Annotated in this window: 17 protein-coding genes and 1 other RNA gene; 7 read left to right on the top strand and 11 right to left on the bottom strand. The window is 61.9% G+C overall.

Annotation, left to right across the window (positions count from 1 at the left end; genetic code table 11):
• Positions 1-131 precede the first annotated feature (131 nt).
• Positions 132-491: a transfer-messenger RNA gene (gene ssrA, locus ACPDZI_RS06780) on the bottom strand.
• Positions 492-670: 179 nt separating this feature from the next.
• A complete protein-coding gene (gene smpB, locus ACPDZI_RS06785; RefSeq protein WP_011705343.1) occupies positions 671-1,159 on the bottom strand; it encodes an SsrA-binding protein SmpB in 489 nt (162 codons plus the stop codon).
• 169 nt (positions 1,160-1,328) lie between these two features.
• On the opposite strand from smpB, the gene ACPDZI_RS06790 reads away from it, so the two are divergent.
• Both ACPDZI_RS06790 and ACPDZI_RS06795 read left to right on the top strand, forming a co-directional pair.
• Complete coding sequence (locus tag ACPDZI_RS06790) at positions 1,329-1,763, top strand: SRPBCC family protein (protein WP_011705344.1); 435 nt, start codon at positions 1,329-1,331, stop codon at positions 1,761-1,763.
• Entirely contained in the window at positions 1,756-2,103 is a 348-nt protein-coding gene (locus tag ACPDZI_RS06795) for an RnfH family protein (protein ID WP_024943861.1), read from the top strand. Before ACPDZI_RS06790 ends, ACPDZI_RS06795 begins: the two co-directional genes overlap by 8 nt.
• A gap of 126 nt (positions 2,104-2,229) precedes the next feature.
• On the opposite strand, the gene ACPDZI_RS06800 is transcribed toward ACPDZI_RS06795, so the two are convergent.
• The 3 genes from ACPDZI_RS06800 to yiaY form a co-directional block, all read right to left on the bottom strand.
• A complete protein-coding gene (locus ACPDZI_RS06800) occupies positions 2,230-2,865 on the bottom strand; it encodes an NAD(P)H-binding protein (protein WP_438834239.1) in 636 nt (211 codons plus the stop codon).
• 124 nt (positions 2,866-2,989) lie between these two features.
• Positions 2,990-3,328, bottom strand: coding sequence for an outer membrane protein assembly factor BamE (locus ACPDZI_RS06805; RefSeq protein ID WP_043118793.1), 339 nt, complete (start codon positions 3,326-3,328; stop codon positions 2,990-2,992).
• 135 nt (positions 3,329-3,463) lie between these two features.
• Positions 3,464-4,615 (bottom strand): L-threonine dehydrogenase, encoded by a 1,152-nt coding sequence (gene yiaY / locus ACPDZI_RS06810; protein ID WP_207137246.1) that lies wholly within the window; start codon positions 4,613-4,615, stop codon positions 3,464-3,466.
• Positions 4,616-5,007: 392 nt separating this feature from the next.
• Here yiaY and udp point away from each other — a divergent pair, with 392 nt between their 5' ends.
• The gene (gene udp, locus ACPDZI_RS06815) at positions 5,008-5,763 is read left to right on the top strand and encodes a uridine phosphorylase (RefSeq protein WP_011705364.1); all 756 of its coding nucleotides are present in this window, start codon (positions 5,008-5,010) and stop codon (positions 5,761-5,763) included.
• A gap of 117 nt (positions 5,764-5,880) precedes the next feature.
• Here udp and ACPDZI_RS06820 read toward each other — a convergent pair whose 3' ends face one another.
• Complete coding sequence (locus ACPDZI_RS06820; protein ID WP_438834240.1) at positions 5,881-6,645, bottom strand: RluA family pseudouridine synthase; 765 nt, start codon at positions 6,643-6,645, stop codon at positions 5,881-5,883.
• Positions 6,646-6,796: 151 nt separating this feature from the next.
• On the opposite strand from ACPDZI_RS06820, the gene rihA reads away from it, so the two are divergent.
• Both rihA and ACPDZI_RS06830 read left to right on the top strand, forming a co-directional pair.
• On the top strand, positions 6,797-7,732 hold the full coding sequence (gene rihA, locus ACPDZI_RS06825) for a pyrimidine-specific ribonucleoside hydrolase RihA (RefSeq protein ID WP_124253124.1): 936 nt from the start codon (positions 6,797-6,799) through the stop codon (positions 7,730-7,732).
• Between the two features lie 34 nt (positions 7,733-7,766).
• On the top strand, positions 7,767-8,237 hold the full coding sequence (locus ACPDZI_RS06830) for a hypothetical protein (protein ID WP_016350162.1): 471 nt from the start codon (positions 7,767-7,769) through the stop codon (positions 8,235-8,237).
• Positions 8,238-8,346: 109 nt separating this feature from the next.
• On the opposite strand, the gene ACPDZI_RS06835 is transcribed toward ACPDZI_RS06830, so the two are convergent.
• From ACPDZI_RS06835 to ACPDZI_RS06845, 3 genes are all read right to left on the bottom strand, one after another.
• The gene (locus ACPDZI_RS06835) at positions 8,347-8,643 is read right to left on the bottom strand and encodes a winged helix-turn-helix domain-containing protein (protein ID WP_017779588.1); all 297 of its coding nucleotides are present in this window, start codon (positions 8,641-8,643) and stop codon (positions 8,347-8,349) included.
• Positions 8,644-8,671: 28 nt separating this feature from the next.
• On the bottom strand, positions 8,672-9,202 hold the full coding sequence (locus ACPDZI_RS06840) for a DUF1523 family protein (RefSeq protein ID WP_201886538.1): 531 nt from the start codon (positions 9,200-9,202) through the stop codon (positions 8,672-8,674).
• A gap of 176 nt (positions 9,203-9,378) precedes the next feature.
• Entirely contained in the window at positions 9,379-11,001 is a 1,623-nt protein-coding gene (locus ACPDZI_RS06845; RefSeq protein ID WP_438834241.1) for a methyl-accepting chemotaxis protein, read from the bottom strand.
• Between the two features lie 164 nt (positions 11,002-11,165).
• Between ACPDZI_RS06845 and ACPDZI_RS06850 the strand changes: the two genes are divergently transcribed.
• Positions 11,166-11,798 carry a LysE family translocator gene (locus ACPDZI_RS06850; protein ID WP_076361270.1) on the top strand — a complete coding sequence of 211 codons (633 nt, stop codon included), beginning with the start codon at positions 11,166-11,168 and terminating at the stop codon, positions 11,796-11,798.
• Between the two features lie 253 nt (positions 11,799-12,051).
• The gene (locus ACPDZI_RS06855) at positions 12,052-12,840 is read left to right on the top strand and encodes a DUF1460 domain-containing protein (protein ID WP_438834242.1); all 789 of its coding nucleotides are present in this window, start codon (positions 12,052-12,054) and stop codon (positions 12,838-12,840) included.
• 101 nt (positions 12,841-12,941) lie between these two features.
• Here the strand turns inward: ACPDZI_RS06855 and ACPDZI_RS06860 are convergent, their stop codons facing one another.
• Complete coding sequence (locus ACPDZI_RS06860; RefSeq protein WP_438834243.1) at positions 12,942-14,150, bottom strand: cation:proton antiporter; 1,209 nt, start codon at positions 14,148-14,150, stop codon at positions 12,942-12,944.
• A gap of 34 nt (positions 14,151-14,184) precedes the next feature.
• The gene (locus tag ACPDZI_RS06865) at positions 14,185-15,288 is read right to left on the bottom strand and encodes a beta-N-acetylglucosaminidase domain-containing protein (protein ID WP_024943852.1); all 1,104 of its coding nucleotides are present in this window, start codon (positions 15,286-15,288) and stop codon (positions 14,185-14,187) included.
• Positions 15,289-15,315 lie beyond the last annotated feature (27 nt).

Genomic DNA, 15,315 nt, shown 5'->3' on the forward strand with positions numbered 1-15,315 from the left:
ACTCAAAAGATCTCGTTTCCCCCCTATTGTGCAGATGCTCTTTGCGCCGTGAGGCTTGCTGAATGATCCACTGCAAAGAAAGCCCAAATAAAAAAGGGCCACCTCTTGCGAGGTGGCCCTTTCCAAACGTTTGGTGGAGCTGGGGGGATTTGAACCCCCGTCCAAAATTACTACATCCTCGGCACTACATGCTTAGTCACTCTTTACATTCGCCAACCCGCTGCGGAGAGACACGCCACGAATTGACTAGCTCGATTGGTTTTAATGCTTCCGCCCCGAGCAGGACTTCCACACGATCCTGTGAAGGATGACCTTCCGATTCCCTAGGACACAGGCAAGCTAGGGTAGAAGGGCTCAGCGCAGGTTATTAAGCTGCGAGTGCGTAGTTTTCGTCGTTTGCGACTATTTTTTTGCGGTTTATTAACGAGGCCTACCGCACCTCGGCATGCACCTTGGGTTTCGTGAATCTTGTCGAATCCAGAATCAGCCCCAAGTTGTTAAGAGGGATTGTACGCAAAAATCCTGCCATGGCAAGGCGTTGATGGTCATTCCCGCAGGGAGCCGCTTCGTTTGCCGATTTATTGTGCGCTCGCCTGGCGGGGGCGGGTAAGCGGCGGGCCGGAAAAGAAAAAGTCCGGGCAGGAGCCCGGACCTTGCAGCATCAAGCGGATTAACCGCGGTGCTTGTTCTTCATGATGCGCGCTTTTTCCCGATCCCATTCGCGGGCCTTGGTGTCTTCACGCTTGTCGTGTTCTTTCTTGCCCTTCACCAGGCCGATCTCGACCTTGACCCAGCACTGTTTCCAGTAGAGGGCGAGGGGAACGACGGTGTAGCCCTGGCGGGCGATCAGGCTCTCGAGCTTGTCGAGTTCGCGACGGCTCAGCAGCAGTTTGCGGGTTCGGGTCGGGTCGCACACCACATGGCTGGAGGCCGCTTGCAGTGGCAGGAAGCTGGAGCCGAACAGGTAGGCCTCACCATCGCGGAAGATGACATAGGCTTCGCTGATGTTGGCCTTGCCCGCCCGCAGAGATTTGACTTCCCACCCTTGCAGGGACAGACCCGCCTCGATCTTCTCTTCGATGAAGTATTCGTGGCGCGCGCTTCTGTTGAGTGCAATGGTGTTGGACCCGGCTTTGTTTTTACTGTTTTTTTTGCTCATGACGGGCGATTTCCGGCAATGACTGGGAGGAGGGCATTATACGTGGGCAAGGGCGGCTGTAAAACGCGCAGCGGGTCAACTGATGGCTTTATGAGCAGTTTGACCGAGGTTTTACCTCCACAAGATGAAACATGATGATAAAATCGCGGCGATTGGATGAGGAAAAGCCATGCCCCGTATTACTCGCAGTGCCCTGGTGATGTTCAGCGCCGAACAGATGTTCAGGCTGGTCAATGATGTTCACGCTTATCCGGAGTTCCTGCCCGGTTGTGTCGGCAGCCGTGTACACGAAACCGGCGATGACTATATGACTGCCTCGGTCGATGTGGCCAAGGCCGGGATTGCCAAGACCTTTACCACCCGCAATCTGCTCGATGCCAACCGGCAGATCAAGATGGAGCTGGTGGAGGGGCCCTTCAGCAAGCTGGCGGGCTGGTGGACCTTCACGCCGCTGGACGTGGATGCCTGCAAGGTGGAGTTTGATCTCGACTTCGAGTTCACCTCCAAACTCATCGAGCTGGCCTTCGGCCAGATCTTCCGCGATCTGGTGAGCTCCATGGTGCTCGCCTTCTCCAACCGCGCCAAGGTGGTGTACGGTGCCTGATCAACTCAACATCGAAGTGGTTTACGCCCTGCCCGAGCGGCAGACGGTGCTGCGGCTACGGGTGCCTGCACAGACCTCGGTGCTGGCCGCCCTCGAGCAATCCGGCATAGTGCAAAAACACCCCGAGATCGATCTGGCGGTCAACAAGTTCGGCATCTACAGCCGACCGGTCAAGGGCTCCGAGTTGCTGCAAGATGGCGATCGCATCGAGATCTACCGTCCGCTCATCGCCGATCCCAAGGAGATGCGCAAGAAGCGCGCGGAAAAGGCCAAGGAAGAGGGGCGTGCCGATGTGGTCACGGGTGGCCGTCCCAATGCCAATCGCAAACAGTCTGACTAAATGCCTGCATTGGCAGGCATGATACTTCGTATAAAAAGTGTCAGCACTGGCACGATACCTCATATAAAAAAGGCGCCTTGGCGCCTTTTTTGATCCCGTCATCCACCCGCCAGTCGAGGGACTTCACTACAGCTGGAGCAGCTGCTCGTTCTCGACCACTTCGCAGCCAGCGGGCTGGCGGGAGAGGGCGATCATGGCGCGGGCCACCTGGCCGGCCTCGATGGCGCGCCAGCGGCGCAACCTGCCAACCAGGAGCGGCTTCAGCAACGGGTAGATGGCCTGGAAAAACTGCTCCGAGCGGCGCGGTGGCTGGCGATCGCCCAGCAACATGGCGGGGCGCACGATGGCGAGCCTCTGCCAGGGCTGGGCCAGCAGAGCCTGCTCCATCTCCCCCTTGGTGCGCGGATAAAGGGCCGGGGAGCGCGGGTTGGCCCCCAGGCTCGAGACCACCACCAGCCGCTGGCAGCCGTGGCGGCGGGCCAGCTCGGCAAAGGCCAGCACATAGTCGAGATCTACCCGGCGAAAGGCCTCGGCCGAGCCGGCTTCCTTGCGGGTGGTGCCAAGGCAGCAGAAGGCGAGATCCACCGGTTCGGGCAGATTCACCTCGGCCAGCATATCGAAATTGACTGGCAGCCAGTGGTGGGCGGGTTGCGGCTGCCCGGGCTTGCGGCAGAGCAGGGTCAGTTGGTGCTCTGCGGGTAGTTGTCGCACCAGCTCGCGGCCGATGAGGCCGCTGGCTCCGGCGATCAGGATCCGGCTCATGCTGCTCTCCCTGTGTGATGAAAGTGACGCCGGCATCCGGCGAGGTGCCACCCTCTGCCAGCGGGGTGTTCGTGGCTGGCGGCGTTAAAACAAAACCGGCGCGAGGCCGGTTTTGTGGATTGGATCAGAGCGGGGTATGGAAGGCCGCTGGCAGCGGGAAGTCGCCGGTGACCGTGGCCAATCTGTCGTTGGCAAAGGTCAGGGTGAGCTCCTTGCGCTCTTTATCGCCGCGGCCCGGCTGGAATTCATAGAGGTAATACCAGGTGTTCGGGTCAAAGCCATCGCGCAGCATGGCGGAGCCCAGCACGAACTCGACCTGCTCGCGGGTCATGCCCTGGCGCAGTTTGTCGACCTGTTTTTGTTCCACATAGTTGCCCTGAGGAATATCGATGCGATAGACCAGGCTGCAACCAGACAGGGTGAGGGCGGTCAGGGCCGCGGCAATCAGGTGTTTCATCCGCATATCGAGTTCAGATCATCCATTCAAGTCTTTTTAAGCTCGGCAAATCATACCGGCTCCCTCTACGGAAGTAAAAAGCCATTGATCCATCAGCCAATAAAAAGGGCCGCCATGCGACCCTTTCTGCCGATTGCCCCCTTACATGGCGGCGCGGAAGATGGCGACGATCTCTTCGTGGCTCGCCTGTTTCGGGTTGGTGAAGCCACAGGCGTCTTTCAGGGCGTTCTCGGCCAGCAGGTTGAAGTCATCGGCTTTGACGCCGAGCTGCTCCAGCCCGGCCGGGATCTTGACGTCGCGCGCCAGCTGCTGGATGGCGGCAATGGCGGCGGCGGCCCCTTGCTCGTCATTCATGGCGCTCACGTCCACCCCCATATGACGGGCTACATCCTTGAGCCGGCCGGCGCACACCTGGGCGTTGTAGGCCTGTACGTGGGGCAGCAGCACGGCGTTGCAGACCCCGTGCGGCAGGTCGTAGAAGCCGCCCAGCTGGTGGGCCATGGCGTGCACGTAGCCGAGGCTTGCGTTGTTGAAGGCCATGCCGGCCAGGAACTGGGCGTAGGCCATCTGCTCGCGGGCGTGCAGATCGTCGCCCTGATTGACCGCGGTGCGCAGGTGCTTGGCGATGAGCTGGATGGCCATGATGGCGCTGGCATCGGTCACCGGGGTGGCGATGGTGGAGACATAGGCCTCGATGGCGTGGGTCAGCGCATCCATGCCGGTAGCGGCGGTGAGGCCGGCCGGCTTGGCCAGCATCAACTCGGGGTCGTTGACCGACATCAGCGGGGTGACGTGCTTGTCGACGATGGCCATCTTCACGTGGCGGGCCTCGTCGGTGATGATGCAAAAACGGGTCATCTCGGAGGCGGTGCCGGCGGTAGTGTTGATGGCGATGAGCGGCAGCTGCGGCTTGGCGGAGCGATCCACCCCTTCGTAATCCTTGATGCTGCCACCGTTGGCGGCCACCAGGGCGATGCCCTTGGCGCAGTCGTGAGGCGAGCCTCCGCCCAGCGAGATGACGCAGTCGCAGCCATTGGCCTTGAGCATGGCCAGGCCCGCTTCCACGTTGGTCATGGTCGGATTGGGCTTGGTCTCGTCGAAAACTGCGCTTTCAATGCCATGTTCTGCCAAGAGGGCGGCGACCTTGGCGACCACGCCGATCTGATTGAGGATCTTGTCGGTGACGATCAGCGCCTTGCGATGGCCATAACCCTTGATATCGGCTGCCGCCTCTTGCAGACAGCCTGCTCCCATCAGGTTGATTGCGGGAATGTAGAACTTGAATGTCGCCATGATGGACTCCGTTTTATTAGCCATTAAGTGGTATACGGACGCCAACATAACATCGTCAGAGGGGATGAAAAGGGGTCAATGGTATCTGCTTTGCAACTTTATGGACTCGATCACGTACCGGAAACATGGGTCGCGACAGGGATTGACAAGGGCCCTTGCCCGTTCGCGGGCAGAAAAACGTTTTTCAATTAATTCATCAGGTTAGCAAACGTTTTGCGCCGAATTTGTCACTGTCAATGCAAGGAAGTGTGAGATGCTTCAAGGAATTGGAAAGCGCTTTCGACCATAGTTGGCGCCTCCCCGACGAGGGGAGTGAAGGCTTGAAAGTACCATAAAGAATCATCTTAACTTGCGCCCTGACCATGCTGGTGGGGAGCAACCAGGAGTCCACTATGTCTGATGTATTTCACTTGGGTTTGAAGAAAGCGGATCTGCAAGGCGCCACCCTGGCGATCGTCCCTGGTGATCCCGAGCGCGTGAAGCGCATCGCAGAGCTGTTGGATAACCCGGTGCACCTGGCCAGCCATCGTGAATTCACTACCTGGCGCGGCGAGATGGACGGCAAGGCCGTGATCATCTGCTCCACCGGTATCGGCGGCCCGTCCACTTCCATCGCGGTGGAAGAGCTGGCTCAGCTGGGCATCCGTACCTTCCTGCGCATCGGCACCACCGGCGCCATCCAGCCGCACCTGAACGTGGGCGACGTGATCGTCACCACCGGTTCCGTGCGCCTCGACGGTGCCAGCCTGCACTTCGCGCCGATGGAGTTCCCGGCCGTGGCTGACTTCGACTGCACCACAGCGCTGGTCAACACCGCCAAAGAGCTGGGTTCCAAGCTGCACATCGGTGTGACTGCCTCCTCCGATACCTTCTACCCGGGTCAGGAGCGTTACGACACCGTATCCGGCCGCGTCGTGAGCCGGTTCCAGGGTTCCATGAAAGAGTGGCAAGCCATGGGCGTGCTGAACTACGAGATGGAATCTGCCACCCTGCTGACCATGTGCACCAGCCAGGGCCTGCGTGCCGGTATGGTGGCTGGCGTCATTGTCAACCGTACCCAGCAGGAAATCCCGAACGCCGAGACCATGGCGAAAACCGAATCTGATGCCATCAAGATCGTACTGGGCGCCGCCCGCAAGCTGATCTGATAGCACCACACCGAGTGGGGGGTGGGGGCCGTTGCGAAAGCACGGCCCCTATCTTTATCCGCCGTTTACCGTTTTGCTCCTCTTCTGCTTGCCTGCCCCTTGTTTCCCTGCTTCGGGTTACCCCGGTTGCCCCGTCATGGCCGCCAGCGCCTGCGCAAAGGGGGCCTCACAGCTGATCTGCATCAGTTCGCCGCTGACCGGATGAACAAAATCGAGTTCACAGGCGTGCAGCATCAGCCGCGGCGCCTGTTCGCAGCCGGGCGGCAGCAGGCCGCCATAGAGATCGCAACCAAGGATGGGATGGCCCAGCTGCTGGCTGTGGATGCGCAGCTGATGGGTGCGGCCGGTCTCCGGCACCAGTCTGACCCAGGTCAGCGGCACTGTCTGTCCCTGAATCTGCTGCTCCAGCCGCTCAATCACTTGATAGCGGGAGCGGGCGGGTTTGCCGTTGACGGTGCAGATGCTCATCAGCGGAAACAGCGCCGGATCCTTGGCGATAGGGGCATCGATCACCCCTTCGTCTTCGGCCAGGTGGCCGCACAGCAGGGCGCTGTAGGCCTTGCTCACCGTGCGCTGGCTGAACTGGCGGCAGAGCAGGGCGTTGATAGCCTTGTTCCTGGCCACCAGCATGATGCCCGAGGTACCAAAGTCGAGGCGATGGACCAGGGCGCTGCCGGGATAATCCTGCACCAGACGATGGTGCACCGAGTCGAGGTTCTGCGGGTTCTTGCCCGACAGGCTCAGCAGGCCGCTCGGCTTGTTGATGAGCAGCAGGTGCTCATCCTCGAACAGGATCTCGATGGTGGCCGCACAGGGCGGGGCGATGAAGGTGTCGACGATGACGGACATGGGGCGCACGGTTAGAAAAGGGAGGGGGATCATACCCGAACCGGCGAAGCGCGGCGAACTGACTTGAGTGCCGTTGGCAAGTGATTGATCTGTTTGGCCAAGGCGTTTTGTGACTCCCTCCAGAGTTAATCCTGCCGCAGCTTGCTAAGGTATGGCTCCCTGTCATGTTGTAAGGAGTCCGTCCATGGTGTTGCCTGTTATTCTCGATTGCGATCCCGGCCACGATGATGCCATCGCCCTCATCCTGGCGCTGGCCAGCCCCGAACTCAAGGTGCTGGCGGTCACCACCAGCGCCGGCAACCAGACGCCGGACAAGACCCTCAACAATGCCCTGCGCATCCTCACCCTGCTGGGGCGTGACGACATTCCGGTGGCGGCGGGGGCGCCCAAGCCGCTGGCCCGGGAGCTGATCATTGCCGACAACGTCCACGGCGAATCGGGTCTTGATGGCCCCAAACTGCCGGATCCGGGCTTTGCCCCCGTGGCCATGACCGCCCTTGAGCTGATGGCCAAGTGCCTGCGCGAGAGCCCTGAGCCCGTGACCCTGGTGCCGACCGGCCCGCTCACCAACATCGCCCTGCTGCTGGCGGCCCACCCCGAGCTCAAATCCAAGATCGCCCGCATCGTGCTGATGGGCGGCGCAGCGGGAGCAGGCAACTGGACCCCAGCGGCGGAGTTCAACATTTATGTGGACCCGGAAGCGGCCGATATGGTGTTCAAGTCGGGGCTCCCCATCACCATGTGCGGGCTGGACGTGACCCATGAGGCGCAGGTGATGGACGAGGATATCGAACGGGTACGCGCTATCACCAATCCGGTGGCCCAGTGCGTGGCCGGTCTGCTCGACTTTTTCATGATCTACCACCGGGATCCCAAGTGGGGATTTGCTGGCGCGCCTCTGCACGACCCCTGTACCATTGCCTGGTTGCTGGCCCCCGCACTGTTTCACGGGGTCGAGTGCCGGGTCGATATCGAGACCGGCGGCACCCATACTAGCGGCATGACGGTGGTGGATCGTTACGGTCTGACCGGCAAAGCGGCCAATGCGCTGGTGTTGCTGGGGTTGGATCGGGCCGGTTTTATCGATCTGCTGGTCACGCGGCTGCGGGCCTTTGACTGAACGCAGTTCCACTCTTGCAAGAAGGGGCGAAGCGATGTGGAAGACAGGGCTGGCACTGCTGGCCGGGTTGCAACTGACGGGGTGTGCCACGCCGTTCGAATCGATGTGGCAGGGACTGGCGACCTGCGAGCTGGACGATCTTTATCTCGACAGCGAGACCGGCCAGCCGGTGCATCCGCAGCTCAAACACTTCACCCCCTACAAGGTGACGGACGGCTTTGCCTGGTACAAGACCCGCCAGGATCTGCACGGTCTGCCCATCAGCGGCTTTCTCATCCCCTCGTCCACCTTCGAGGTGCATGCCCTGTTTGTGGATACCCCCATCGCCAATGCGCGGCGTCTGACCCACAACGCCTATGGCAGCGAGTTTTCCGACGAGCAGCAGCACGACGCCGGGCTGGCGCCCCTGCTGCTGCGCGACCCCAACAACCCCAAGCGCTCCATCATCGACTGCACCAAGGGGGAGACCCAGGATCCATTGCCGGAGGAGCCGTTCCCCGAGTGAGGGCTCTGTCAGCCGGGCCACTGATACAAGAAGGGCCAGCCTTGTCGGCTGGCCCTTCTTTATTTGACGGATTGGCTTGCCCCAGTCACAGACGATCAAGTCCGCGGCTTCAGGGGTAACCCAATGTCTCCTTGATGGCCGGCAGTTGGGCCTTTATCCAGGCAGGATTGATGGGTCCCCAGTCACTGATGCGATAGTGCCCCTGCAGATGACGAGCCCCCTCGGTCTGCTCGAAGCCGCAGCTGATGTCCAGCTCGGCCAGGGCGCTGAGCGTATCCTGCGCGGTGCGGCGCGGCATGCCGGTCGCCTCCATGATGGCTGGCACCGTATCCGTGCCCTGGCTGATGAGCCAGGCCACGTAGAGCCGGCGATAGAAGCTGGTGCGCGTCTTGCTCGGCTCACTCATTGTCCGTTCCTCCGGCAAGCGGCGTCGCTCATATCTCATCCTCGAGCCGATCGAAGTAGCGCCAGGTGGTGATGGCGGCTTTGCCCATCACCAGAGCCCAGATGCCGAACCAGAACCAGCGGAAGAAGCTCCAGGTGGAGGCGTCGGGCTCGGTGCTCTCAATCTTGGTGACGTTGGGGAACATGGAGAACATGTTGATGCGCCAGCCGTAGGAGGTAATGATGGCCAGCCGTTTTTCGAACTCCATCGACTTGGCCTTGGCCTGCACGTCGGCGGCGTTGAACTTGAAGTAGAAGGGCCAGCCCCACTCGGTGTCTTCGTTGCGGAATACGCGGATCTTCTCGCCGGGCCGTTCGGTATAGATGTAGTAGACGTCGGTGGTGGGACCGTCGGCCGGGTTCTTCTGGCTGATGGGGCCATCCTTGTCGGTGCGTTTCACCTCGACCCCGGTGATGGTGGCGATGGTGTGCTCCGGCAGATAGAAATCGAGCCAGATGGCGGAGACGAGGGCGATGAGCCCGAGGCCGATGAAGGCCGGTTTCTTGAAGGACAGCTTCATGATGATCTCGCATGAGGGGGAGTGACGTGCCTCTACCATACCCACATTTGGCGAGGTAGCCCAGCCCCTAATGAAGCCATGTTATAAAAAGAGCGTTTAAAACAACAACAAGCCGTCAGCTTCATTAACAGCAAGGCCCCGGATCCGGGGCCTTGTCTGCACTCACGAGGGCGTGGTTACAGCTGGAACTGGGCCAGTTGCTTGCGCTGCTGCTCGGCGAGCTGTGACAGTTCGTGACTGGCGGCGGCACTCTGGCTGATGCCGGCCGCGTTCTGATTGACGATCTCGTGGATGTTGGTGATGTTGCGGTTGATATCGGCGGTGACGCAGGACTGCTCCTCGGCGGCGGTGGCCACCTGGGCGTTGGCGCCGTTGATCTGGTTGACTGCTTCGGTGATGCCACCCAGCAGCGCCTGCACTTCGCCGGAGAGTTGCTGGTTGTGGGCCAGGATGGCGAGGGTCTCCTGCACGCCGCAGTTGGCCGACTGGGACTGGCTCTGCAACTGCTCGATGATGGCCTGGATCTCCTTGGTGGAGTCCTGGGTGCGGGCTGCCAGCATGCGCACCTCGTCGGCCACCACCGCAAAGCCGCGGCCGGTTTCGCCGGCGCGAGCGGCCTCGATGGCGGCGTTGAGGGCCAGCAGGTTGGTCTGCTCCGAAATCCCTTGAATGACCTCGATCACCTTGCCGATCTGCTCTGACTGGGACTTGAGCTGGGCCACCTGCGCGGCGGCGCTCTCGAGGCTGCCCGCCATGCGGCTGTTGGCCTGGATGCTCTCGGCAAACAGCGTCAGCCCCTGCTCGACCCTGTCGTTGGCATCGCGCGCGAGTTCATCGGCCAGGGCGGCGTTGTGGTTGACGTTGTCGGCGGTGCTGGCCAGCTCGGTGACGGCGGAGGCCACCTGCTCGGTCTCGCTGCGCTGCTGCTGGGCGTTGGCTTCGGACTGGGTCATCACGGCGGCGAGCTCGGTGGCGGCGGAGGCCACGTTGCCGCTGATGCCGGTCAGGGTCTGGATGGTGTTGCCAAGCTGGGTCAGGGTCTGGTTGATGTCGGCGGCCAGTTGGCTCAGCTCGTTGTCGCCGTCGGCGGCGGCGCGCACGTTGAAGCGGCCCTGGGCCACGGCGCGCATCACCTGCTGCAGCTGGCCGATGGGGCGCACGATCCGGCCGGAGAGCCACCAGCCGCCGAACAGGGCGGCCAGCAGGGCTGCCCCCATCAGCAGCAGGGTACGCAGTAGGGTGGCGTGGTAGTGGGCCTGCTCCTGGGCGATCTCATCCTGGATCAGCTGGTTGATATGGGCCGACATGGCATCGATCTGCTTGATGAGATCTTCCCCCAGTTCGCGAAAGCGCAGGCGGGCCTGCTCATAGGCGGCGGGATCGCCGCTGCCCTGGTGCTTGGCGGCCAGCAGCGGCAGCATGTTGTTGCGGGTGTGGCCGAGGTAGGCCTGCAGGGCGGACGCCACCCGGCTGTTGTCCTGCTCGGCGCCGGCGATGGCCAGTCTGGTCAGGATGGCGCCGATCTCCTGTTCGGCGGCGGTCAGGTCACCTGGCAGCGTGGCAAAGCGTTCGGGGTCGTAGAGGCCATAGATGGCGGTGGTGCGCAGCCGGTAGGTGGCGTGGATCAGGGTGGCGATATCGTCCTTGTGACGGGTTACGCTGACGGTGGTGTCGTTCATGTCGCCGATGGCGCTGTCGATGTCCTGCTTGCCGATCCCGATCATCAGGAGCATCAGCAGGCTGGCGAGCAGGAGAGGAATGAGGACTTGCAGACGGATAGAGAGGTTGTTCAATGACATGAAAGATCCTGACCCAGAAGAGGAACAAGGCGGCATCTTACACAGGCGCGACAAACCTTGTCACAGGTTTTTATGGCTGAAATCATGCTGAACGAAAAGGTTTTTTCTTGTGTTAAATGAATGTGATAGGCAAGATCGTCGGTCTGTTACCATGGAGGTGTAGTGTGTCCGACTGGATCGATCCTGCCATTTTGGCGCTGTTTATTCCCACGTTCTTTTTTGTCTCCGTGACCCCCGGCATGTGCATGACCCTGGCGATGACCCTCGGCATGAGTCTGGGGGTGCGCCGAACCCTGCACATGATGTGGGGGGAGCTCATCGGGGTCGGCCTGGTGTCGGTACTGTCGGTGATTGGGGTGGCGGCCGTCATGCTCAACTACCCGGCGCTGTTTGCCGCCTTCAAATACGTGGGCGGGGCCTATCTTATCTGGCTCGGCATCCAGATGTGGCAGGCCAAAGGCAAGCTGGCGATCCCGGCGGATCTGTCGGCGGCCCAGGAGACCCGTCCCCTGGCGCTGGCCATGCAGGGTTTCGTTACCGCCATCGCCAACCCCAAGGGGTGGGCCTTCATGGTCTCCCTGCTGCCCCCCTTCATCAACGCGGCTAAGCCGATGGCGCCGCAGATCAGCGCCCTAGTGGCCCTGATCCTGATCATCGAGTTCTCCTGCCTGCTGCTCTACGCCAGCGGTGGCCGCACCTTGCGCCACTTCCTCGCCAAGAGCGGCAACGTCACCCTGATGAACCGGATCGCCGGCTCCCTGATGTTTGGCGTAGGGGTCTGGCTGGCGCTGGGTTGATGCCATCGCTTGCCAGCTGGTCTGATTCTGCCGAAAAGCCCCGCCCAGCGGGGCTTTTTCGTGATGCCTGCGGATACAAGGAGCGAGCATGAATGCGGCCGTTGGGACGGGATGGGGGAGGCTGGCCACATTTGCTTACATTTATCCGGTTTGCAAACGGCCGCAATATCGTCAGTCTCGAATGGCATTCGCTTGCAGCCGCACGAGGATGCAAACGGTCCGTTTTTAACATTCTGAGCAAGGAGAATTAAGGATGATGAGGCTAACCAGCATCGCATTGCTCCTCTTTGCCGGCGCGGCGGTCGCCGACAAAGAGAGGAACCTCGATTTTTACAACATCAAGGAGCCGCAGCTTATCGAGTTGTTTGCCCGGCAGCAGGGCTCGCCGGGTCAGTCGATCAGGGATTTTTCCGGGCTCTTTCTGGGCAATCCCTACGTCGCCAACCGGCTGGTCGGCTCGAGCGATACCCAAGAGCAGCTGGTGGTGGATTTTGGCGGGCTCGATTGCTTCACCTATCTGGATTACGTCGAGTCACTGCGTCGCGCAACGAGTGTGCATCACTTCATCGAGAACGTGATGCACACTCGTTACGTGAATGGTGAGGTCAACTACCTGACCAGAAAGCACTTCTTCTCCGACTGGGTGCACGGTGACAACAAGGTGAACGACGTGACCCATCTGGTGGGGGGCGCCGTGGTGACCACGGCCAAGCAGCTCAACCAGAAGGCGGACGGTGGCCACTACATTCCGGGGCTGGGGGTGACGGCGCGGGACATCACCTACATTCCCTCCGCCAGCATCGACGAGAACACCCTGAGCCTGCTGGAAGAGGGCGACTACATCGGCATCTATACCGATCTCGCCGGGCTCGATGTGACCCACACCGGCATCTTCATCCGTGGCGAGAATGGCCCCGTGCTGCGCAATGCCTCCTCCCTCTCGAGCAAGATGCAGGTGGTGGACTCCCCCTTCCTGGAGTACGTGCAGAACAAGCCGGGGATCCTGGTCTACCGGGCCCAGGCCGACGGGTCGAGCTCCTAGGGCAGGCTTGGCTGGGCGCGCCTGGTGCCTGATAGCCTCATAAAGAAAAGCCCCGGGGTGATCCCGGGGCTTTTTCGTTGGCGGCGCATCCCCTCAATGGATCAATGGGGCTTGAAGCGGGCGACCCAGGGGTTGGCGGTCAGGCCGTGCAGGATGACGCTCAGGATGATGGTGCAGAGCACGGTGGCGATGATGGGGCGCTGGCCGAGGAGGGCTGGCTCGTGCTGCAGCACCATCACCGCAAAGACGATGCTGGCCAGTCCCCGCGGGCCGAACCAGCCGATGAAGAGCTTGAGCTCTGGCTTGAGGCCGGTGCCGAGCAGACTCAGCCAGACTGGCAGCATGCGCAGCAGGGTGAGGCTGGCGGCGGCATAGAGCCAGTATTGCCAGTGCAGCAGCTCCGTCAGCATGGGCATCAGGGTGGCGCCGAACACCATCCAGATCACCACCGAGAGCAGATCGCCATACCCCTCGCAGCTGTCCATATAGGCGTGCTTGTGTTCCCCCAGTTTGCGACCCATCAGCAGGCCGCCGACGAAGGCGGCGATGAAGCCGCTGCCGCCCAGGGTCTGGGCCAGCGCGAAGCAGAGCAGGGCCAGTCCTGGCATGGTGAGCTGGCGCCAGAGCGGCAGCTGCCAGCCGTTGAGGTAGGAGGTCTTGAGCAGGCGCAGGGTGAGGCTGGTCAGCCCCCAGGCCACCAGCAGGCCGATGCCGATCTCCTCCAGCAGCAAGGTGAGAGCCAGCGTCGCGGTGCCAGTGTGCTCCTCGGTAGGGGCGATGAGGGCGAGCAGCAGGAGCAGCACAGGCACGCAGATGCCGTCGTTGAGGCCGCTCTCCTGGTTGAGCCCTTCCCGGATGGGGGCGGGCACCGCCGGGTTGCTCACCACGGCTTTGCCGAGCGCCGCATCGGTGGGGGCGAGTATGGTGGAGAGGATGGCCATCTCCAGCAGCGGCAAGTCGGGGAAGAGCCAGTGACCGAACAGAGAGCCGGCTGCCAGGGTGAGCGGTAGACCGATCAGCAGCAGCCGGATGGGCAGGGCGCGGTTGGCTTGCAGCACCTGCCAGTTGGTGTTGGCGGCGTCACTGAACAGCACGATGACCAGGGTCAGCTCTGCCAAGAGCTTGATGCTGTCGCTGTCGATGGAGAGGGAGATCAGCTCGATGCCGCCCGGCCCCAGCAACCAGCCCATCAGCAGAAACAGCAGGGGACCGTTGACGAGGCGCGATTCAAAGCGCCCGGCGATCAGGCTGTAGACCAGCAGAAAGGCGGCGATCACCGCCAGGTTCTGGTAAATCAGGGACGCATCCATACAGCCTCCTGTGGCAGGGTCTCTGTGGTGGGGGTCAGTCGGTCAGGCAGTCCGGGTCGAACACGTATTCGCCATCCAGCCAGCGCAGGATCTCGCCGACGCAGGATTGGTCGCGAAACGGCAGGTAGCGGGCCTTGAGATGGGCCACCTGCTCAGGGGTCAGCTGGGCCAGCCCTATGTCCTGAAACAGCGGCAGATCGGCCTGGATCATGGCGGAGATCTGTGGGCCGCAGGTGGCATTGAGAGAGGCGTGCAGCGCCTTGTCCGGATCGTACTGCTTGCCGAGCTTGTAGCTCATCGGCAGGGTGGCCAGCGGCAGCACCGACAGCGCCGCCTGCTTCATGGGGTTGACCGCATGGCCTGAGGTCAGCTCGGCGAGTTCCGCCGGGCGGTTCTCGAAGGCGCGCAGGTGCAGGAAGCTGCTGGCCTTGCTGCCGTCGTTGACCGGGTAGTTGTCCCACAAGAACGGCTTGCGATGCAGCCACTCGGCCACCTGCTTGAGGTGGGCTGCCGGATAGTCGCTGGAGCAGACTTTGGGGCCGGTCCAGAAGATCTCGAAGCGCTTGTCCAGCCCCTGACCCAGATCCTGCAGATAGTGGGGTGGCATGGCGCCGAACACCTTCTCCAGCACGGGATCCGTGCTGTAGTAGCTGGGGCAGAACAGCAGTCGGCCAGCACGGGTGTGGGCCGCAATATCGTGGGCGATGGTGAGCTGCCAGTGGGCGAGATCCGGGGTATCCCCTTTCATGTCGTCAAACAGCACGGCCAGGATGTCGGGTTTGAGCTCCTCCTCGATGAGCCGCACCTTTTCCAGCAGGGCTGGCCGCTGGCGGGCATAGTCGTGGTGCGCGCCCATGGGGCTCAGGCCCACCCCGAAGGCGAGGCCGTTGTCGCGGCACTGGCGGGCGAGCTGGCGCAGCGCCTCGAGCTGGGCTGCAGGCCAAGGCTTGGCCCAGTGCTTGCGCAGATAGCCATCTTCCTTGGGGGCATAGAGATAGAAGCCGTAACCGTGGCGGGGCAGCCACTGGGCGTAGCGGGCGCGGGCTTCCCAGCTCCAGCCCTTGCCAAAGAAGCCCTCGATCACCCCCAGCTGGGGCGAAGGGGGTTGCAAGCCGGACAACAGGGTTTGGTAAGGCATAGGTAACTCCCTTCTCGCAGAGGACGA

The organism is Aeromonas oralensis (assembly GCF_049665575.1).
Lineage (GTDB): Bacteria > Pseudomonadota > Gammaproteobacteria > Enterobacterales > Aeromonadaceae > Aeromonas > Aeromonas hydrophila.